Source organism: Agarivorans sp. QJM3NY_33, assembly GCF_050870865.2.
Lineage (GTDB): Bacteria > Pseudomonadota > Gammaproteobacteria > Enterobacterales > Celerinatantimonadaceae > Agarivorans.
In genome coordinates, this window is record NZ_CP194039.2 from 3,834,414 (window position 1) to 3,853,315 (window position 18,902).

13 protein-coding genes and 1 pseudogene are annotated in these 18,902 nt (G+C 43.5%); 6 read left to right on the forward strand and 8 right to left on the reverse strand.

From position 1 onward, the window contains the following. Window positions 1–2 precede the first annotated feature (2 nt). The 5 genes from ACRRSY_RS17315 to ACRRSY_RS17335 form a co-directional block, all read right to left on the reverse strand. Complete coding sequence (locus ACRRSY_RS17315; protein ID WP_432463709.1) at window positions 3–923, reverse strand: AAA family ATPase; 921 nt, start codon at window positions 921–923, stop codon at window positions 3–5. A 182-nt stretch (window positions 924–1,105) separates the two neighbouring features. Next, window positions 1,106–1,363, reverse strand: coding sequence for a CBU_0592 family membrane protein (locus tag ACRRSY_RS17320; RefSeq protein WP_432452011.1), 258 nt, complete (start codon window positions 1,361–1,363; stop codon window positions 1,106–1,108). 441 nt (window positions 1,364–1,804) lie between these two features. Beyond that, the gene (locus ACRRSY_RS17325; RefSeq protein WP_432459968.1) at window positions 1,805–2,419 is read right to left on the reverse strand and encodes a hypothetical protein; all 615 of its coding nucleotides are present in this window, start codon (window positions 2,417–2,419) and stop codon (window positions 1,805–1,807) included. An 851-nt stretch (window positions 2,420–3,270) separates the two neighbouring features. Then, on the reverse strand, window positions 3,271–3,927 hold the full coding sequence (locus ACRRSY_RS17330) for a hypothetical protein (RefSeq protein ID WP_432459969.1): 657 nt from the start codon (window positions 3,925–3,927) through the stop codon (window positions 3,271–3,273). 213 nt (window positions 3,928–4,140) lie between these two features. Continuing rightward, the gene (locus ACRRSY_RS17335) at window positions 4,141–5,370 is read right to left on the reverse strand and encodes an ISL3 family transposase (RefSeq protein WP_432463710.1); all 1,230 of its coding nucleotides are present in this window, start codon (window positions 5,368–5,370) and stop codon (window positions 4,141–4,143) included. A 1,115-nt stretch (window positions 5,371–6,485) separates the two neighbouring features. Between ACRRSY_RS17335 and ACRRSY_RS17340 the strand changes: the two are divergent. Beyond that, a pseudogene (locus ACRRSY_RS17340) lies at window positions 6,486–6,625 on the forward strand (transposase); the annotation flags it as partial. A 733-nt stretch (window positions 6,626–7,358) separates the two neighbouring features. Here ACRRSY_RS17340 and ACRRSY_RS17345 read toward each other — a convergent pair. Further along, window positions 7,359–7,610, reverse strand: a complete 252-nt coding sequence (locus ACRRSY_RS17345) for a DUF2960 domain-containing protein (RefSeq protein WP_432452003.1) — start codon at window positions 7,608–7,610, stop codon at window positions 7,359–7,361. Between the two features lie 401 nt (window positions 7,611–8,011). On the opposite strand from ACRRSY_RS17345, the gene ACRRSY_RS17350 reads away from it, so the two are divergent. The 4 genes from ACRRSY_RS17350 to ACRRSY_RS17365 all read left to right on the forward strand — a co-directional run bounded on the left by ACRRSY_RS17350 (window position 8,012) and on the right by ACRRSY_RS17365 (window position 14,628). Further along, complete coding sequence (locus ACRRSY_RS17350) at window positions 8,012–9,700, forward strand: AMP-binding protein (RefSeq protein WP_432452002.1); 1,689 nt, start codon at window positions 8,012–8,014, stop codon at window positions 9,698–9,700. A 135-nt stretch (window positions 9,701–9,835) separates the two neighbouring features. After that, entirely contained in the window at window positions 9,836–11,089 is a 1,254-nt protein-coding gene (gene icd, locus ACRRSY_RS17355; RefSeq protein WP_432459970.1) for an NADP-dependent isocitrate dehydrogenase, read from the forward strand. A 334-nt stretch (window positions 11,090–11,423) separates the two neighbouring features. Further along, a complete protein-coding gene (locus tag ACRRSY_RS17360; RefSeq protein WP_432459971.1) occupies window positions 11,424–12,914 on the forward strand; it encodes an EAL domain-containing protein in 1,491 nt (496 codons plus the stop codon). A 199-nt stretch (window positions 12,915–13,113) separates the two neighbouring features. Beyond that, the gene (locus ACRRSY_RS17365; protein ID WP_432459972.1) at window positions 13,114–14,628 is read left to right on the forward strand and encodes an EAL domain-containing protein; all 1,515 of its coding nucleotides are present in this window, start codon (window positions 13,114–13,116) and stop codon (window positions 14,626–14,628) included. A 365-nt stretch (window positions 14,629–14,993) separates the two neighbouring features. On the opposite strand, the gene ACRRSY_RS17370 is transcribed toward ACRRSY_RS17365, so the two are convergent. Then, window positions 14,994–15,554 carry a hypothetical protein gene (locus ACRRSY_RS17370; protein WP_432451998.1) on the reverse strand — a complete coding sequence of 187 codons (561 nt, stop codon included), beginning with the start codon at window positions 15,552–15,554 and terminating at the stop codon, window positions 14,994–14,996. 146 nt (window positions 15,555–15,700) lie between these two features. After that, window positions 15,701–16,648 (reverse strand): LysR family transcriptional regulator, encoded by a 948-nt coding sequence (locus ACRRSY_RS17375; protein ID WP_432451997.1) that lies wholly within the window; start codon window positions 16,646–16,648, stop codon window positions 15,701–15,703. A gap of 411 nt (window positions 16,649–17,059) precedes the next feature. On the opposite strand from ACRRSY_RS17375, the gene ACRRSY_RS17380 reads away from it, so the two are divergent. Further along, the gene (locus ACRRSY_RS17380; protein WP_432451996.1) at window positions 17,060–18,832 is read left to right on the forward strand and encodes a putative bifunctional diguanylate cyclase/phosphodiesterase; all 1,773 of its coding nucleotides are present in this window, start codon (window positions 17,060–17,062) and stop codon (window positions 18,830–18,832) included. The last annotated feature ends 70 nt before the right edge of the window (window positions 18,833–18,902 follow it).

Here is an 18,902-nt window from a genome sequence, read left to right on the forward strand (position 1 = left end):
TGCTATTCTCCCGATGGTAAATCGCGATAGGGATCAACTTCTGCCAAAATATGTTTAGCATAGGCTTCACCACTGTCACCGCGTCCCAAACGATGTGCGCTAACCGCTGTAAAAACCGCCTGTAAATCATCTGGCGAAACATGCTTCTTATGGTGAACAAAAGCCCAAGCTTTGGCGCAAGCTAACAGGGTTAAACTGCAGCGAGGAGACAAAGGATGAGCGCCTTCCAATTGCCGACTAAAGTGAATTAAGCGTAATAAATAATCGAGCAAGGCATCACTACAATGCAGCCATTGAACCTCATGTTGCAGGGCTAATAATTGCTCAATAGTCAGCGACGATAGGGCTGGTGTGGCATTTTGATCCCGTTTCAGCATCGCCATTTCAGACCCAAGGTCGGGATAGCCAATACTGAGGCGCATTGCAAAGCGATCCAACTGCGATTCAGGTAGATCAAAAGTGCCGAGCTGTTCGCGTGGATTTTGAGTGGCGATCACAAAAAATGGTGAAGCCAGTGGATAGCTGTTGCCATCGGTACTCACCTGTTGCTCTTCCATTGCTTCTAACAAAGCGCTTTGGGTTCTTGGACTGGCACGATTGAGTTCATCGGCCAGCACTAAATGATGGAAAATAGGCCCCGGATGAAAACTGAATTGTTGAGTCGATGGCTCAAATACCGATACTCCAATGATATCGGCCGGCAACAAATCGCTGGTAAATTGGATCCGTTGAAAACTCAAACCAAAACTACTGGCCAACCACTTTGCGAGGCTGGTTTTACCTGCTCCGGGCAAATCTTCAATTAACAAGTGCCCCTTAGCCAGTAGACAACTTAAAGCCAAACGCACCACTTGCGGCTTACCTAAAAGCTGTTGCTCTAGCTGATAACTAATTGCCTGTAACTCGGGATGTAAGGATTCCACATGCGTCTACTGCAAATAAGCCATAGTATTAGCATACAAAGCTTTCAGGATTTTAGGCAATGTTCGTCACTAGAGTTCCGACAAGATCGCTTTAAGCAAGATGGTAAATTATATGTTAAAGGATAGAAGGATAGCCATTAAAGTTAAGCACTCCGTATATAGAATGCTTAACTACACGGGACTTAAGCCATCGCCGGCGAGCGTTTAAGGTATTTGACAATGCCTACTAGCGAAGCACTAATCCAGAACAGTTCAATAATAAAACTGGCTAAATTAAAGTTGATGCATAGGCTAATCAGCAACAATACTGCACCACTGAGATTCATTAAGTTGTAACTGAGCTGTTTTGGGTTTAAGCGTTCTAACTGGAGTAGGAAGAAAGCTCCTACGACTAAAGCGGTCCCCGAAAGGCCGACGATATTGGCAAATAAATGTTGCATAAGATTCTCATTAACAAGCGAACTGGTTCGTCCAAATTGCTGGCCCGCTCCTTGGGGTGGACGCTCTCAACTGCAATGCAGTATTCCCTGAGACAGCTTGTTAGTGGCATATTAAAATGCGAGCGTAATTTACCAGAAATGACAGCTCGATGCAGGTTTATTTTGACAGTTTTTTAGAAAGCGGGCGAATGGTGTCGCTGGAACTATAAAGTGACATAAGGACCAGCGTTACATCTAATGCAAATCCAAAATTTGAACCATAGTTTGACATAAAATAGAACCATAATATGGCATAGTGCATTTCGTATGTTTGCCGCCCCCAAACACACTTTTGGACAGAAGCTTGTTAGAGCATTCACTTGTTCGAAGGCGTTTCGGATTAGAGAAAGTAAGGAAGAATCGGATCAACTACATCTTCCAGTTGAATTTCTTGTTAGGTCTTTATTTAAGTTCAAGTTGATTCATAAACTCACTTATTTGTGAATCGACATTTACAGTTTCAGGATACGTAATTCGATATTTATATAGTGATTCACCAACTTGAAACAGATACAAAGAAGAGCGTAAATCCATAAACTCACCAGCAAACCGTTCAGAATATTTGAACTTTGCAACCATACCTGGAGGCTGTAAGTTGTCTTGTGATATCTCAAATGGACCTTCAGAAGTTAATTCAGCATTACTTTTGTTCTTTAAGATATAGTTTTTTGTACCATTAAACCTGTTCAGAAACAGTTGAAGTCTCATATCCTCTACAACGTCATCTGGTGAGCCAATTGAAATAAAATCTGGTGCTGGATAGCTATAAACAGTTAGTACAATAGGTGTTGTATCTGAGAAGTAATTGTAAGCAACACTGATATCAGTGCCATCTTTATTATATTGAGTCACAGAAACAAGTTTGAAACCAGCCAGAGTTTCAGGGTACTCCGTGGTAGTTACACTATGAACATAGGAACCTTTGGTCTCGAACGTTTGAGGCCTAAAACTTGAGTCTTGGGTACTTGCGCAACTGATTAGCAAAAAACTTATTAAAACTATTATTAATTTATACATACACATCCTTGTTGGTAACACTGAGACCTAACGCCAAGCTAAGCGGCGCCAATGCGGGAGTGTAGCGTTGCGACAAAATGGCGAAGCCATTCGCAAGAGCGAAACGTAGCATTGAGCGTCCGACTTTAGCGCCTTGTGTACGCCCAGCATGGGCATGAACTAATGAGGTGAAAGTCCTCTGTAGGAAGGTCACCGTTTAATAACATTCTGATTATTAAACGCTAACTACTAGCGAATGGCAAGGGCATTGCCGCGAGGGAATGTCTGAAGGAAGCCGGACGCCTTTTTATCTAAAGAGAGGGCGAGCTGATGAACAAGAACATCATATGAGGCGTAGGCTGGAGGCGAGTTGGCACAAGACAACGAAGCCATGTGATCTAACGGCCACCGTAAATGATGCAGCAGTGCAGAGACAGTGCATGTTCTTATCTGGGGAGATCTGCTTAACAGGCGATCGTTAAACTGACTAGCTTGGCCGCTAGTTCAACAGGCCTGGCACTTAATTCTCATCAACTTAAGTGAGCAAATACGATGAACAACGATAGCGCTATTTGGGGTAACTCAAACGGTGATTAAGCAGAAGTCAGCAGACGGCATAGTAGCCCAACGCCCATCGTAATGGTTGGGACACGGTGAAGGCCTGAACCTGAAAATCAATGAGGAGCCTGTGCAGCTCATTGTCTCCGTATCCGACCGGACTGAGGAGTCATGGCGCAAAAAACAGAAGCCATCATTGGAATGCAAAGGAGCTAATCGGCCGTTGTATTTTAACCGTTTTCAGGAAACGCCCTGTGCGGAGCCGCATGCAGGGTGTTGTGGGGGCTGGAGGTTAGACACCTCCGGCTACCCGATTAGATGATGCCACGGATAGCCTCTGCAGTATTTTTGAATATACGCTCTTTTTCAGGGTACTCCAAGACTTCAACTCTGATCGTTCTGGCGTTGTGATAGCACTGCCATAGATGTTGTGAAATTGACCAGAATGCCAATAGAGAACTCTCAATTCTTTCAAGACTAACTTGTTCAAAAAGATGTGAGTATTCATGTTTTTCTGTAAGAATAGCATGAGCAAAAACCTCACTTCGTATTTTCTTACACGCACCCCTAAGAAACTGGTTATGTTCTGAGGAGGTTTTAAAAAGCTTAGCAAGATCTTCCTTAGTTGGCTCTACTTTACCATTCAGAAAACTTTCATTTAGACTAAGGATGTTTGGTTTTCTCTTTAAAAATTCATCTCTGGAAAAATCCGATACATTCATAATGCAATGATTTTTTAAGCCAGAAAATGATTTAGTACCTCTTGAGTCATCCGAAATCCTACCAAGATATAAAAACAACGTATGTTGTACGGAGCCAGTGTGTAACATCCAGAACTCAGGGTTCCTATTAATCAGATTTACATCATTTTCCGAAGCTAGCATTTTCTTAAACTGCATATATGAATATAGCAGTGCAAGTGCTGTTTCCGTCTCCGATATTCCAAAATCTATCCACTGACTTGTATTCATGATTTTCATCTAACGCTAAGTAGGCTGCACGTGCGGCCTATCACAAAAAACATGACCTTCATCACATTCGCTCATCAATTAATGATTTGATATTAACCCATTGTCTACCTTAGTTTTTTACTCGGCATCAATCAATCGCCGATCCATTTCTTTCATTGATTGCTTTGACAAATGACGCAAACAAAACCAGAAACACTGTGCAAATACGGCTCTTCACCGTTCTTGGTGGAAAGTCATATCAAGCCCTCCAAAGTGAAATAAAATAGCTCGTTTAAAGCGTTCTTTATTTCTAAAACCCATCGAACGTATTTTTAGGCGCTGAATGTTTCCATTTATCGCTTCTGCCAAGCCATTTGATACCTTATAACGCATCGCATTGATGATGCCCTTTAAGTGCGCTTTCACGGTTTCTGCTGCTGTCATCATCGGCCTGATTTGACTGACCTTTATGAGTGCCAACCAATCATTCCAAGCTGCTTTGGCGTTATCTGCATGGCCATACCAAATGGCCCTTGCTTGCTCTTTGAATATCCAGCTCAAGCCAGTATTTTGCATCATTTTGGCCAGCGCATTCACTCTTTCTCTCAATGTCCCATGTAGGTGGCTGTTTCGTTTTAACCATCCATACCGTGTTTGATGGCACTCTCTTTTTAAATGCTGGGGCAACGCCATGAGTTCGCTTTTTCTCACTTCATTCACCGCTTTAGTGAGGACCTTTGCGATATGAAAATGGTCTATGGCTATCATTTGCTTAGCCCGCTCACCGAAGTAGTCATATGCTGCGTTTATATATGCTCTGCTCATGTCCATCGATATGGAACGTGTAACCATTGTTGACTCAGGGGGCAATGCCTTAAAGCAAGCTGATAAGCTCAGGCCTGTTCGACCGTCTTCAACCGATATCACCTGACCATCACGATTGGATAATACCGTGACATAGTCATGGCCTTTCTTAAATGCCGTTTCATCGACCAACAGGTCTTGGTAGTTGATGGTGGTTCTGGCTGTCAGACCGCGTTGAACGGCTCGTGCCATAATACGGTCGATGGCTCCCCAGCTAAGCCGATAGGTTTTACTCACCGCGTATAAGGAACTGACTTTAAGCATCTCTATAACGCGAGCCTCAAACAGCTCTGTGTAGCGACTATGACTGGTAGCCCAAGGCACTTGAAGTGTTTGTACTCCATGCTCTGGACAATCAGCCCTAGGAACATTCGCTTCAATGCGCGTTTCAAACTGACAGGTATCTAAATGTCGCCAAGCCCGCCGCCGAGTATCGTGTCGACGAACAGCCTTACCGCAAGAGGGGCAAGCCGTTAATGAACCTCGGTCATAGTCAACGCGTACGGTGATGGTTTGGGTTGACTCATTGAGTTCAACAGATGAAACAGCCCAAGGATGAGTTAATCCAAGAATGGATTGATAAAGCGTCGTGTCTTGCATAGTCGCGAGGTATTAATGAACGTTTACTTATTATCTCGCTCATTAATGTTTGTTGAAAGTGTTTCCACTACATTCGGTGAAGAGCCGCAAATACACAGTTAAAAAGTGCGCAAACCTTGGAAGCTCAACTAATTCAAAATTTTGTAAATAAACTAGACACCCATTCTAAAAACAAAAACCTTTCACACTCTCGATAGCCAAGATTACGCTTTTAAATCCCTTCATCTTCGCCGAGTAGCGCAAATGAACAAGGGTGCAAAGTTGAAGTCTGTTTGAGCGTAGTGTTTACTTCAACGCCCTTGAGAATGAGCAACGCAGGGTTTAAGAAGATGCAGGGCGAGCTTTCTTTTTGCTTAGCTAAGCTTTGCTCGTTGAAGCTTAATGACGTCGCCGTAGGCGAAAGCTTTTACCCCGTTGCTAACACACAATGGGGCGTGCGACGTGAAGTCGTATGAAGCGCTGTTCACCGCTTAATAAATAAACTAGACACCCATTCTAAAAACAAAAATCTTTTACACTCTCGATAGCCAAGATTGTGTTTTTAAATCCCATCATCTTCGCCGAGTAGCGCAAATGAACAAGGGAGCAAAGTTGAAGTCTGTTTGTGAACAAATAAACTCAAATAAACTAGACACCCATTCTAAAAACAAAAACCTTTCACACTCTCGCTAGCCAAAATTACGCTTTTAAGTCCCATCATCTGCGCCGAGTAGCGCAAATGAACAAGGGAGCAAAGAATAAACTAGACACCCATTCTAAAAACAAAAACCTTTCACACTCTCGATAGCCAAGATTACGCTTTTAAATCCCTTCATCTTCGCCGAGTAGCGCAAATGAACAAGGGTGCAAAGTTGAAGTCTGTTTGAGCGTAGTGTTTACTTCAACGCCCTTGAGAATGAGCAACGCAGGGTTTAAGAAGATGCAGGGCGAGCTTTCTTTTTGCTTAGCTAAGCTTTGCTCGTTGAAGCTTAATGACGTCGCCGTAGGCGAAAGCTTTTACCCCGTTGCTAACACAGAACGGGGCAAAAGCACGTTAGTGTTGCGATAACTCGACAAAACTATTGGTTAGTCATCATTCTTCATTCGATGCATGCTTACCCAGCACGACATACATGACCTTGCCGACCTTCACATTCTTAAAGCTTACCTTGCAGCATATATTGCCCAAGGGCTTACAGCGGGCGAGAGATTATGGTTTTTACGGGGTAACGCCAAACACGTATTGCGGCGCATTCAGTTAGCACTATTAACTTTGACGCTAGCAAACTTAAAGATGTTTTTATTCGGTGAGGGTTTTCACAAGCTTCTGATGTACATAAAAATACCCATGTGCAACAAACCTTAAACCAACATACCTTACGTCAAGGTATGGGGCAAATTTGTCACTCTATGGGTAAATTATGTCACAGTATGATTCAATTATGTCACTCTATGGTTCCAGCGACAAATGGTGGTTCGGCCAAATAAACCCTGAGTCAATCAAAGCCAAATCAATAAAAACGGTAAGATCAGCTAGGGCAATATAAAGAATCAGCGAAATAGCTAAAAAACGAATCAGCTGATTCTATTTCACTTAGCGTCGCGCACGGCGAACCCATAACAGAATAGCCAACATCGCCGACCGCACCCCACCAAAGGCTCCCCCACCGGAAGAGGTAGCATCAACGACTGGTTGGGCACACAGAGTTTCATCTTCTAGCTCGCTGTCACTGCTTGCTATAACTTGGTCAAGCCATGGTGGAAATGGGCCAACAGACGGTGCCTGCTAACTTGTAGGTCCCACCCTCATCGATAAATATCGAACAGCCACAGAGAGCCTTGTCTCTCCCCTCAATATAGGGAACAGCATTGTTGTCCGCATATAGATTGCCGACCCTGCTTAATGCCAATAAACCAAACAGCGCTGTGCGCCGTATTTCCACTTAAGGACCTTGCTGGACCCCATCTCTGATTAAACAGCTCCCCTTGCCCAACTAACGACAGCAAGCCTAAGTTTTTTCTTCATCTTTTAAAAAACGAATATGACTAAAGCCCAAACGTTGAAACTCTTTTTCACGATATGCTTTCAGGGTTCCTTTATCGCGAGTTGACATGGCAAGCTGTTTTTCCATTGCCAAAAAAGCATGAAGATCGATCCCTTCCGCGGCCGCCACCGCTTCGTGAATGTCATAATATTTATCGAAAGAAAAATTAATCACCTTGGTGGTGTTTTGATAGGTGTATGTAACCTGACGCGCCATTGTAAACCTCTAAAACTAGCTATGCGGCTCGATCATATCGCAAACGACCACAGGATGTTACGTAAATTACAGCGCCCTTAATCGCAATCACCAGTCATAGGTACAATGAGACAAAACCTCCACTCCAATCTAATTAGTAGCCCAAGATATATAGTTCAAAAAACCAACAAGCTACTGTATTCATAAGATTTCTGCTGAAAATTTGGCTAAAGCTATAAAACCTCCCAATAATCGGACGATTTAGCTCAACCATTTACAAAAATGCGCTAGGGTTTATGCAGCTGATAGGCTAACCTTGCGAGCGTTAACAAGTAGCCCATCGTTAGTGAGATCACTAACCCATTGTTGATGCTGAATTTGATCAAGCTGTCGCAATGCTAAACCGAGGGCGAGGATAGAAAATGAATTCAACAGAACAACCTTGGCTAAAAAGCTACCCAGAAGATGTTCCGGCAAGCATTGACACGGAACGCTTCCAAAATATTTTGGAATTATTTGACCATAGTGCCAAAAAATATGCTGAGCAGACCGCTTTTGTCAACATGGGACACAAACTCAGCTACCAAGAACTCGATCAACAGTCTCTTGCCTTCGCCGCTTACCTGCAATATTTAGGCATGCAGCAGGGGGAGCGGATCGCGCTGATGATGCCTAACTTGCTGCAATATCCTATCGCTTTATTTGGCGCTCTGCGGGCGGGTTTAGTGGTGGTCAATGTAAATCCACTTTATACCCCGCGCGAGCTAAAACATCAGTTACGTGATTCTGGCGCCACAGCAATCGTCGCGGTCACTAACTTTGGCAATAGTCTGCAACAGGTGATTAAGTCGACCCAGCTCAAGCATGTGATCCTCACCAGCATTGGCGATCAATTAGCACCGCATCGGCGAACACTGGTTAACTTTGTCGTGAAGTACGTTAAAAAAATGGTGCCTAAATACAATCTGCCTGGCGCAATTTCGATGCGTAGAGCGCTCACCCAAGGCAAGAGCTTAGTTTACAAAAAACCTCATCTCACTGGCGATGACATCGCCTACTTACAATATACTGGCGGAACCACTGGCGTGGCGAAAGGCGCAATGCTCACCCATCACAATGTCGTCGCGAACGTGCTGCAAGTCTACTATCACTTTGGGCCTCGCACCCTCTATGATAAAGAGCACGCCGTGACGCCGCTGCCGCTATACCATATTTTTGCCAATACTGTGAGCATGATGTTTATTATGCATATTGGCGGAAATAACTTATTGATTACCAATCCCCGCGACCTCGACAGTTTTGTTCGCGACTTGCGTAATTACCCCTTCACCATGATTTTTGGCCTGAATACCCTATTTAATGCCTTGCTCAATCATGCTGGTTTTCGCCAACTGGATTTTTCGAAGGCTCGCTTTACCATCGGTGGCGGGATGGCTACCCAAAAGCATATCGCCGAACAATGGCAAGAACTCACCCAAATGCCGGTAATTGAAGGTTACGGTTTAACCGAATGTTCACCCGTTGTTGCAGCAGGAACCCACCAGCAGCAATCCTTCATTGCATCTATTGGGGTGCCGATGCCCAGCACGCAAATACGCATTGTCGATGAACAAGGACAAGAACTAGAAATGGGCGGTATTGGCGAATTGCAAATCAAGGGGCCGCAGGTGATGAAAGGCTATTGGAACCAACCCGAAGAAACTGCCGAAGTACTTAGTGACGATGGATGGATTAAATCCGGAGATATTGGCCGGATGGACGAAAGAGGGCATTTCTTCATCGAAGATCGTAAGAAAGACATGATTATTGTGTCTGGCTTTAATGTATTTCCGAGCGAAATTGAAGAAGTGGCTACCTTACACCCCTCGATCGTCGAAGCCGCAGCGATTGGCATTGCTGATGATATCACCGGAGAACAGATCAAATTATTTGTGGTCTGTAAGGCGAGAGTCGGTCGCGAAGAGATTAAAAAGCACTGCCGTAAACACCTCACCGGTTACAAGATCCCCAAATTGATCGAGTACCGAACAGAGTTGCCCAAAAGCAATGTTGGTAAAATTTTGCGCCGGCAGCTGCGCCAGACTAAGCAAGCCCAAACAGAGCTGAACTGAGCCAAGGTTTGTCGCTTGCTTATTCAGTCCGTCATAAAAACCGCGACAAGTTCACTTCTCGCGGTGACGACAATTGCCCTTGAGCTTCGCCCCAAGTAGAGTAAACATTTGTTGTTACACTCAAAGGCCACTCGAATGGATTACCAACATATTGTCGTTCCCGCTGGCGGAGAAAAAATAACCCTCGACCCACAGCATGGCTTGCAAGTACCCAATACTCCAATTATTGCCTATATCGAAGGCGACGGAATCGGAGTCGATATCACCCCTGTGATGCTTAAGGTGGTCGATGCCGCAGTGGCCAAGGCCTATGGAAAGCAACGTCAGATCATGTGGATGGAGGTATTCAATGGTGAAAAAGCTGCTGCCATGTACGACGGCGATTGGTTTCCACAAGAAACTCTCGGCGCGATTAGAGAACACCGAGTTGCCATAAAGGGGCCCCTCACAACCCCTATTGGCGGCGGTTTTCGTTCTCTAAACATTTCGCTTCGCCAAGAAATGGACCTATTCGTTAATATTCGCCCAATCCGCTGGTTTAAAGGCGTGCCCTCCCCACTCAAACATCCTGAACTAACCGATATGGTGGTTTTTAGAGAGAACTCCGAAGACATTTATAGCGGCATAGAGTGGAAGGCCGATAGTATTGATGCCGAGCGCATCATCGAATTTTTACAACAACAAATGGGCGTGACTAAGTTACGTTTTAGTGAACACTGCGGCATTGGCATTAAACATATTTCAGAGCAGGGCTCCAAGCGACTGATCCGCCACGCCATCCAATATGCCTTAGACCACCAGCGGCAATCGGTGACCCTGGTGCATAAAGGCAATATTATGAAGTTCACCGAAGGAGCCTTTAAAAACTGGGGATATGAATTAGCCGAACAAGAATTTGCTGCGCAAAGACATCCCAATGGCTATTGGTTAGAAATCCCGCGTGACGATGGACGAGCACCATTGGTACTAAAAGACGTGATTGCCGATAATATGTTTCAACAAGTCACCTTACATCCAGAGCACTATGATGTAATTGCCACCATGAACCAAAATGGCGATCTACTGGCCGATGCGCTAGCCGCCCATGTCGGCGGTATAGGTATCGCCCCTGGCGCTAATTTAAGTAGTGAAGTGGCCTTTTTCGAACCCACCCATGGCACAGTCCCACGTCTAGCGGGGCAAGATAAGGTTAATCCTTGCTCAATTATTCTATGCGCCCAAATGATGCTGAAACACATTGGTTGGACGGAAGCCGCACAACTGATTAGCCAAGGCGTAGAGGGGGCCATTGCGGCCCGCACCGTCACCTACGACTTTGCCCGAATGATTGAGCAAGCCAGCGAAGTCAGTTGTTCTGAATTCGGCGTGGCAGTGATCAAACATATGTAAAATATCAAGGGATAAAGGCATTTACCTTCTGACAGTTTGGGGAGTCGTCCGACTGGAGGTCTTGAATACTGGTACTCTCAACGATGCCTAAAAGTGACCCATCGCACAAAGTATTACTTATTCCAAAACCACCTTTGTTGCCCACGATAGTAAACTGGACTTCGTCCTTTATGACCCAAGATGGTGTTCAAGCGCGAATACTGATACATGAGCAATTGAGCAAGCACTCAAAACTGATAATTAATTAACTTAAGAGTGAATATTTATGTCAACATAGTAAATTTATAATACAAAATTAATAATCTTCACTATGCAATTATCAAGCTATATTCACATGAGAAGCTTTATATGGAGTTCAAACCTAATTGGACTCGCTTTCATCTGTATATTTGCGTATCAAGACATCGAAGACAAAGCGAGCACGCACTCCGCATCGGTCTACCGACAACTCAATTCAATGATGAGTGAGGTAAAAGACTTATATAGCACTTCATTTAAAGATATCCATTTACCCGAAGACTGCCCTCTGTTTACCCAGCAGGCAACCAATACCATACTCAACAGCTCGGTGGTGAGAAGTGTTAGCTGGGTGTATCAGAAAACATTACTCTGCAGTAGCTTACCCAATTATCAAAGCGTGTCACTTTCCCCCAAATACAGTGCGGCCCAACATCAACAGATATTTTTTGTTCCGCAGACCATCTTTAGTGTTAATTCTCAGATTGTAGAAAAAGGGGTGGTACTGATAACGATCCCGGTATCAAACGAGCACTATATTTATTTTGGCATACACCCTCAGCATCTCATGGGGTTGTTAGAAAATGTTGAAGCAAACTTTAATAGTTACTTAAAGCTAGGAGATTACATTTTTAGTCGTTCATCTATCAGCCAAGTCCAAATGTTCAAAAAACTGGCTAAGCCACGTTATAGCAATGACTTGTTTCAGGTCTATTATCAATATTCATTAAAAACTTATCTGCAATACCTCTTCAACAAATTCGGCATACTCATTGCACTATGGCTCATTATCAGCACTGTTGGAGCAAGAGCAGTTTATAACTATATCGACACCTTCAATTGGCTAAGTTTTAGTATTTCACGAGCCATAAAAAATAAGCACTTTACCGCTTATCTACAGCCCGTATTTGATGCCTCAGGCCTGCCAATTGGCGGTGAAGTGCTAGTGCGCTGGCAACATCCAAATAAAGGACTGATTTTGCCGAGTGACTTTGTTGGCGTCGCAGAAAAAACAGGGCAAATCAGTGCCATTAGTGGTCAATTATTTCAACAAGTGAGTATCGCCTTAAACAATATTCCCGAGGTCAATCGTAAGCCCTTACATATCGCCTTCAACATCTGTCCGATCCAATTAACCGAGCCCGTTTTTTTTACCGATTGCCAGCACTTTATCGAAAACTTTGCCAAATATGGCTATGTTTTGATCGTTGAACTCACGGAACGTGAAGAACTCCCCAATGGCGATGAGTATCTTGTCGCGATCGAACGATTGAAATCAATCGGCGTGAAAATGGCCCTCGATGATTTTGGTACTGGCCATTGTTCTCTCAAATATCTACATCAAATCGACACTGATTATTTAAAAATTGACCGGAGTTTTGTGCAAGCGATCCACGATGCCCACAAAATAGAGTTACTAGAAAATATTATCGACCTCGCTCAGCGCCTAAAAGTGCAAACGATTGCCGAAGGTATAGAACAACAGTGTGAGCTCGATTTTCTGCTCAGTCGAGGGGTAAACTATTATCAAGGCCACTACTTTGATGGACCGCTCGCGCTCGCAGCGTTTATCCAAAAATATGGTTAATTGATCAAGGTAAACGGTTTTTTGCTACCTTATGCTACGTAATAATAATTTTGCGAGATCTTACAATTATTTTACAGTGTGACCGATCAGCGATACGAACAGATAAGAACGGCGACATCATCGACAATAAATTAACTTGCATATCATCGTTTATATCAACATAGTATGTAAAAAAGATAAAGCGCCGCACATCGTCACTATGCAATTATCGACCTATATCAGTAGCAGAACCTTTATTTGGATTTCGAACTTTTTTGGACTCGCTTTCATCTGCCTGTTAGCCTACCAAAATGTTGAGAATGAAGGGATGGCCCACTCCGCCGCCATCTACCAACAACTCAATTCAATGACCAAAGATATGAATAACTTTTATGAGTATTCATTTAAAGATATGCAAATGCCCAAGGATTGCCCGCTGTTTAAGGCTCGAGCAGAAAATGCGGTATTAAGTAGCTCCAATATAAGAAGTATCAGTTGGGTAAATCAACGACAAATACAATGCAGCACACTACCCAACTATCAAGATATTAAGCTCTCGAACAATAATCATGCTGCGCAATCAAAACGGATGTTTTTTGTCCCTTCAACTATCTTTGACGTCTATGATCAAGAGCAAGAAAAAGGCGAGGTACTAATTGCCATCCCAGTTTCCGGTAGCAACTTTATCGATTTTGGAATACACCCAAAGCATATCAAAGAAATGCTGGAGAATGTGGAAGGCAACTTCAATAGCTATTTAAGGATCAACGATTACATTTTTAGTCACACCAGCGTCGTCAAGGTAGAGGACTTCAATACGCTACCTCAAGCCAGTTATGGCAATGACTTATTTCAAGTGTACTACCAGTACTCCCTAAAAACTTATGTACACTACGTGTTCAACAAATTTGGTCTTATGATAGCGCTATGGCTGGTCATTTGTAATATAGGTGCAAGGGCGGTTTATAAATATATCGATGCCTTTAATTGGCTTTCTTTTAGTATCGCTAGAGCGATTTGTTATAAACAGTTTACGGCTTATCTTCAACCAGTGATTGATGCCTCTGGAAAGCTGAATGGCGCAGAGGTATTGGTGCGTTGGCAGCATCCTACCAAGGGGCTAATATTGCCCGCAGACTTTGTCTCTATCGCCGAAAAAAGTGGTCAAATTAGTGCCATTAGCTCACTACTATTTGAACAAGTGACTACCGCTCTGAACAACATTCCAGTCGCCAAGCGTAAGCCCTTACATATCGCATTCAACATCTGCCCTGTGCAATTAACAGAACCCGCATTTTTTGTGGAGTGCGAACGTTTCATCAAGAACTTCGCCGAAGATGGACACACGCTCATCATTGAGATCACCGAGCGTGAAGAACTCCCCAATGACATGCTGTATTTCACCGCGATTGATAAGCTAAAGTTAATCGGCGTAAAAATTGCCCTCGATGATTTTGGCACGGGGCACTGTTCATTAAAGTATTTACATCAAATCGACACCGACTACTTAAAAATAGACAGGAGCTTTGTACAAGCAATTCATGATACTCATAAAATCAAATTGCTGGAAAATATTATCGATCTGGCCCAACGTCTGAAAGTACAAACCATCGCCGAAGGTATTGAGCAGCAGAGTGAACTGGATTATCTACTCAGTCGTGGTGTTAATGCTTATCAAGGTTACTATTTTGACAAACCGCTACCACTCGTAGAATTTATGAAAAAATATACTTAGAATATGCTCAATGAAGAATAGCTCATCAAAGGCATGTAGCGCATACATATATATGCACTCACCGCTGTTTTACAGTTGAAGTGCGCTCAATCACCACAAATATGCCCTTCTTATAAGCGCTTCGCTGACACCGCCGGTTAAGCTTGTGTGTTATTTTTCAGCCATTTGGTGAAGATTAGATTGGCACCCGCAACCGTCTTCGCTATATCGTTCTCGGCAAAGAAGATAATAAAGCGGTAAAAATAGTCAATTGCGGTGTCCGAAGAATTCAATTCAAGGCTTTTACGTTTTTATCTGCGTCGCTCACAAGAGGACCTCTCGGCTTACCGCAATAAAAAACGTGCACTCAGCAAAATTCAACAGCCCTATGCATGGCTCACTAAAGACCTTTCCGAAAAAGTAGCTTGCTGACGAGCTTGTGCAATACAGGCCACATTATCTAATGGAGGTAATACCTCAACTTGCACATCACTCAAATTCATTAACTGCTGAGCACGCTTAAACAATGCTTCCATCAGAACAGCCTCTAATGGCTTGCTCGTACTTAAGGACAATACCCATCCACGCTGGTGAGCAATCATCGCGGTCAATAGCGCATCAAAAATACAACTTGGGATCGCACAGCTGTGTTGATCCAGTACCGCCTTACTACTACCGCGACTAATATTAATTGCCGTGGACATCGTTAAACTTTGCTGACACCGAGAGAGGTGTTCATCACAGCTCATCTCCTGACTATTTTGATTTAAGCGTCGATAGCGAGGGCCAAATTCGTCGACCAAAATGGCTAAGGCTTCAAGAAAGTCATCCACGGCCCCCCCCTCATGACTTGAGAGTTGTTGTTCGACAAACACAAGTAACGACCCGTCAATAAAAAGCTCATCTCGATGTTGGTAACCTTGAGTGCTGTGGGGTGATATATTCATGGTTAACTTCCTTATACTAATCATTATTCTGTTGTGTTGAATCAAGCGCCGCTCAACCAAGCTTCACCTTTAAGGTAACGTCCATACACAACTAAATAAAATTTTACTTTTCAATATAAGGTATAGATTTTATGAATAGTAATCGCTCAACGGTCAACCACAGTACTCGCAAAGGTCGATAACGAACGCCGCAACCATTGATGCGCCTTCGAATGTTGCAGCAAAGGACTCCAAATCATCTTAATTTCTATGGGGACAATTTGAAATGGGACTCGAACCAATCGTAACTGAGGATCATCTTTGTATAACATGGCCTGACGGCGAGGCAGTGTCGCAATCAGCTTAGGTTGCCTCAACAGCCAGGATGTGAGGCCATAGTGACGGGTATAAACTCGAATATTGCGCGTTTTATCCAGTTGCGCGAGCGCTTCATCAACCCACGAAAATTGCTGCCCTCCTCTATTGTTCACAAGCGAAGTTTCCGCTCCCCAACCCGTTTGGTTTACCCAGATGTGCTCTGCCGTCAAATAGCTGTCTAGATCGAGCGCCTGCGCATAAGGATGCTCCTGATGTACTAAACAGCAAAAGTTGTCACGCCAAATACTCGATTGATGAAAAGTCTTCGGTAAACTGGTAAAGCGGTTCAAGGCTAAATCAATGTGGCCCTTTTCCATATCGGCCAGTCCAATATCACCCGGTCCATACAAGTCGAAACTAAGATTAGGCGCGCACTCTAACAAACTTTGAATAAATGGTGCTAACAAGGCTGCCTCAATATAATCGTTACACATTACACGAAACGTAAGCCGACTTTGTGCGGGCGAGAAGTCTTTATCTGGTTGAGTTATTTTTTCCGCCAGACTCAATAAACTCACGATCTCAGGTTTCAATTTGGTCGCTTTTTCGGTGGGACTCATCCCTTCTGCAGTACGCACCAGCAAAGGATCATCGAACAGCTCACGCAAACGCTTTAAAGCATTACTCATGGTAGGTTGAGTCAAAGCAAGCTTATTCGCCGCACGAGAGACGTTACGCTCTTCTAATAGCACATTTAAATACACCAAAAGATTCAGATCGACCTTCTTGATATTCATTTTGCATATGCCTTTTAAAAAAACCATTAGTGATTTCTATTATTAACGGCGACAAAGCTTAGAGTAAAGCGATGATTGCTAGCTTTCACACATTAGGTCTATGCTTTGTTTGAACACCAAAAGCGTCATTTAATCATCAGCGAGTAAAGCTTCTAGATTAAAGGCCGATAAGCAACAGCACGCTAAAACTTATCCGTCTACCTGACGATCCGTTTTGATTAAATAACAACCTAAAGGTAAACAACCATCAATCAGGACCAACTCATCGCTCATAGCCAACGAGATGCGGCTAATTTACTCTATGACAACGCTTTTTCGGGAGTATTGATTTCAATAATTGCCTCCTGCATACTCGTGTTCGCCTTTAATATCCCCCAAATTGAATCGTTTAAACATGCTTGGTGGCTACTCATGAGCAGTTTGTTATTGTTGCGTTTAATCGATTTATGGTGGTGGAAACGTCACCAGCAAAGCACCAAACTCGATGAAGTAAAAGCGATTCAACGCTTTATTATCGGTGCCAATCTAACCGCTTTAATGTGGTCGACCTATATTGTGTATGTGATCACCAGTAAATACAGCTCAGATCTCGATCTAAGTACACATATGATTATCGTTGCCGCAATGGCTGGCGGCTCGGCCACGACTCTGGCTGGACATAAATATACCGCCATGTTTTATGCGTCGAGCACGGTTGCGTTTCCAGCCTTAGCGCTGTTGCTCTCAGGTCAGTACGAGCGACAGGTCTTGGGCATGTTAGGTATTATTTGCAGCTTAGCGATGTTAGTCGTTGCCAAACGCAATGCAGCATTCACTCAGCAAGCAATTATGCTAAAAAACCAAAATGTCACCTTAGTCCAACAGATGGAAAAAAAAGTAGAACAACGCACACGGACTATTTACCAGTTGTCAAATCTAGACCCACTCACGGGTCTATTTAATCGCTCCGCATTTTTACAGCATTTAGCACAACAACTTCAACAAAGTGCCCAAGCCAAGCAACACCTTGCGCTGCTATTTATTGACCTAGATGGCTTCAAAAAAATTAACGATGCCATCGGTCACGACACCGGAGATCAGGTGCTGACCAATACCGCGACTCGATTAAAACAACTAGCCACCAACCAACAATTACTTTGTCGTTGGGGCGGCGATGAATTTCTATTGGCACTAGAAAATAGCGACCATCAACCCGCCATTGCATTAGCAAATAAGGTGATACAAACACTCTCAGAGGCCTATAGCTTTGAAAATAATCGTTTATCGGTGGGCGCTACGGTGGGGATCGCGTTTTATCCTGAACATGCCCAAGATGAACACAGTCTTATCCGTTTAGCCGATACAGCGATGTATGCGCAAAAAAAACTAAGTCCTTCTACAGTGGGCCTATTTTCGCAACAATTAGAGCAGAAAATTCACCGAGAATTACGCCTGAAAGATGGACTGAGTCAGGCCATCGATAAACAACAATTCAGTTTAGTGTATCAGCCTATTTTACGCTCTTCCGATAAACAAATAGTATCCTTCGAAGCGCTAATCCGCTGGCAATTTAATGGTGAATGGATTTCACCCGATGAATTCATTAGTATTGCCGAGCAATATGGATTAATTAGAAAAATAGGCGTCTGGGTGTTAAATTCAGCCTGCCAAGAAGCCGCTCTTTGGCCCGCCCAACAGCAATTCGCGGTGTGTGTGAACGTATCAGTCATACAACTTCAAGATCAGGACTTTATTGAGATTGTTGAGCACGCATTAAGTGCGAGTCAACTACACCCTGAACAACTACATATCGAGATGACCGAATCAGTGTTCACCTCCGATATTGTGCTGCTCTCGCAGCAAATTAAAGATCTACAAGATAAGGGAATAAAGGTTTCTATCGATGATTTTGGTACGGGTTATTCTTCATTATCAATAATGCAAGACTTAGCGGTTAATACCGTGAAAATTGACCGCTCATTTGTCAGTCGTATGGAAACCAATGGCTATGCCATCATTAAAGCCGTGATGCATATTGCCAAGTCCCTGAACCACAGCGTGGTTGCCGAAGGCATAGAAACCGAACGGCAAATGAATCAATTAACCGAGTTAGGAGTTGATTACTTGCAAGGCTATTACTTCGCAAAACCCTTGCCTGCCGAACAAGTTAGACAACTGATAGAACCATCCAAGCTAAATCACTGAGCCTGGCACCCAATTAAAGCTCAATAAAACCAACTGATCCTTTAATGATAAGCCTCCGTAAATGTTATAA

Excerpts from the sequence above, each read along its gene's own strand:
- ACRRSY_RS17320 (WP_432452011.1), bottom strand. The coding sequence starts at position 1,363 with ATGCAACATTTATTTGCCAATATCGTCGGCCTTTCGGGGACCGCTTTA.
- ACRRSY_RS17325 (WP_432459968.1), bottom strand. The coding sequence starts at position 2,419 with ATGTATAAATTAATAATAGTTTTAATAAGTTTTTTGCTAATCAGTTGC.
- ACRRSY_RS17330 (WP_432459969.1), bottom strand. The coding sequence starts at position 3,927 with ATGAATACAAGTCAGTGGATAGATTTTGGAATATCGGAGACGGAAACA.
- ACRRSY_RS17335 (WP_432463710.1), bottom strand. The coding sequence starts at position 5,370 with ATGCAAGACACGACGCTTTATCAATCCATTCTTGGATTAACTCATCCT.
- ACRRSY_RS17345 (WP_432452003.1), bottom strand. The coding sequence starts at position 7,610 with ATGGCGCGTCAGGTTACATACACCTATCAAAACACCACCAAGGTGATT.
- ACRRSY_RS17350 (WP_432452002.1), top strand. The coding sequence starts at position 8,012 with ATGAATTCAACAGAACAACCTTGGCTAAAAAGCTACCCAGAAGATGTT.
- icd (WP_432459970.1), top strand. The coding sequence starts at position 9,836 with ATGGATTACCAACATATTGTCGTTCCCGCTGGCGGAGAAAAAATAACC.
- ACRRSY_RS17360 (WP_432459971.1), top strand. The coding sequence starts at position 11,424 with ATGAGAAGCTTTATATGGAGTTCAAACCTAATTGGACTCGCTTTCATC.
- ACRRSY_RS17365 (WP_432459972.1), top strand. The coding sequence starts at position 13,114 with ATGCAATTATCGACCTATATCAGTAGCAGAACCTTTATTTGGATTTCG.
- ACRRSY_RS17370 (WP_432451998.1), bottom strand. The coding sequence starts at position 15,554 with ATGAATATATCACCCCACAGCACTCAAGGTTACCAACATCGAGATGAG.
- ACRRSY_RS17375 (WP_432451997.1), bottom strand. The coding sequence starts at position 16,648 with ATGAATATCAAGAAGGTCGATCTGAATCTTTTGGTGTATTTAAATGTG.
- ACRRSY_RS17380 (WP_432451996.1), top strand. The coding sequence starts at position 17,060 with ATGAGCAGTTTGTTATTGTTGCGTTTAATCGATTTATGGTGGTGGAAA.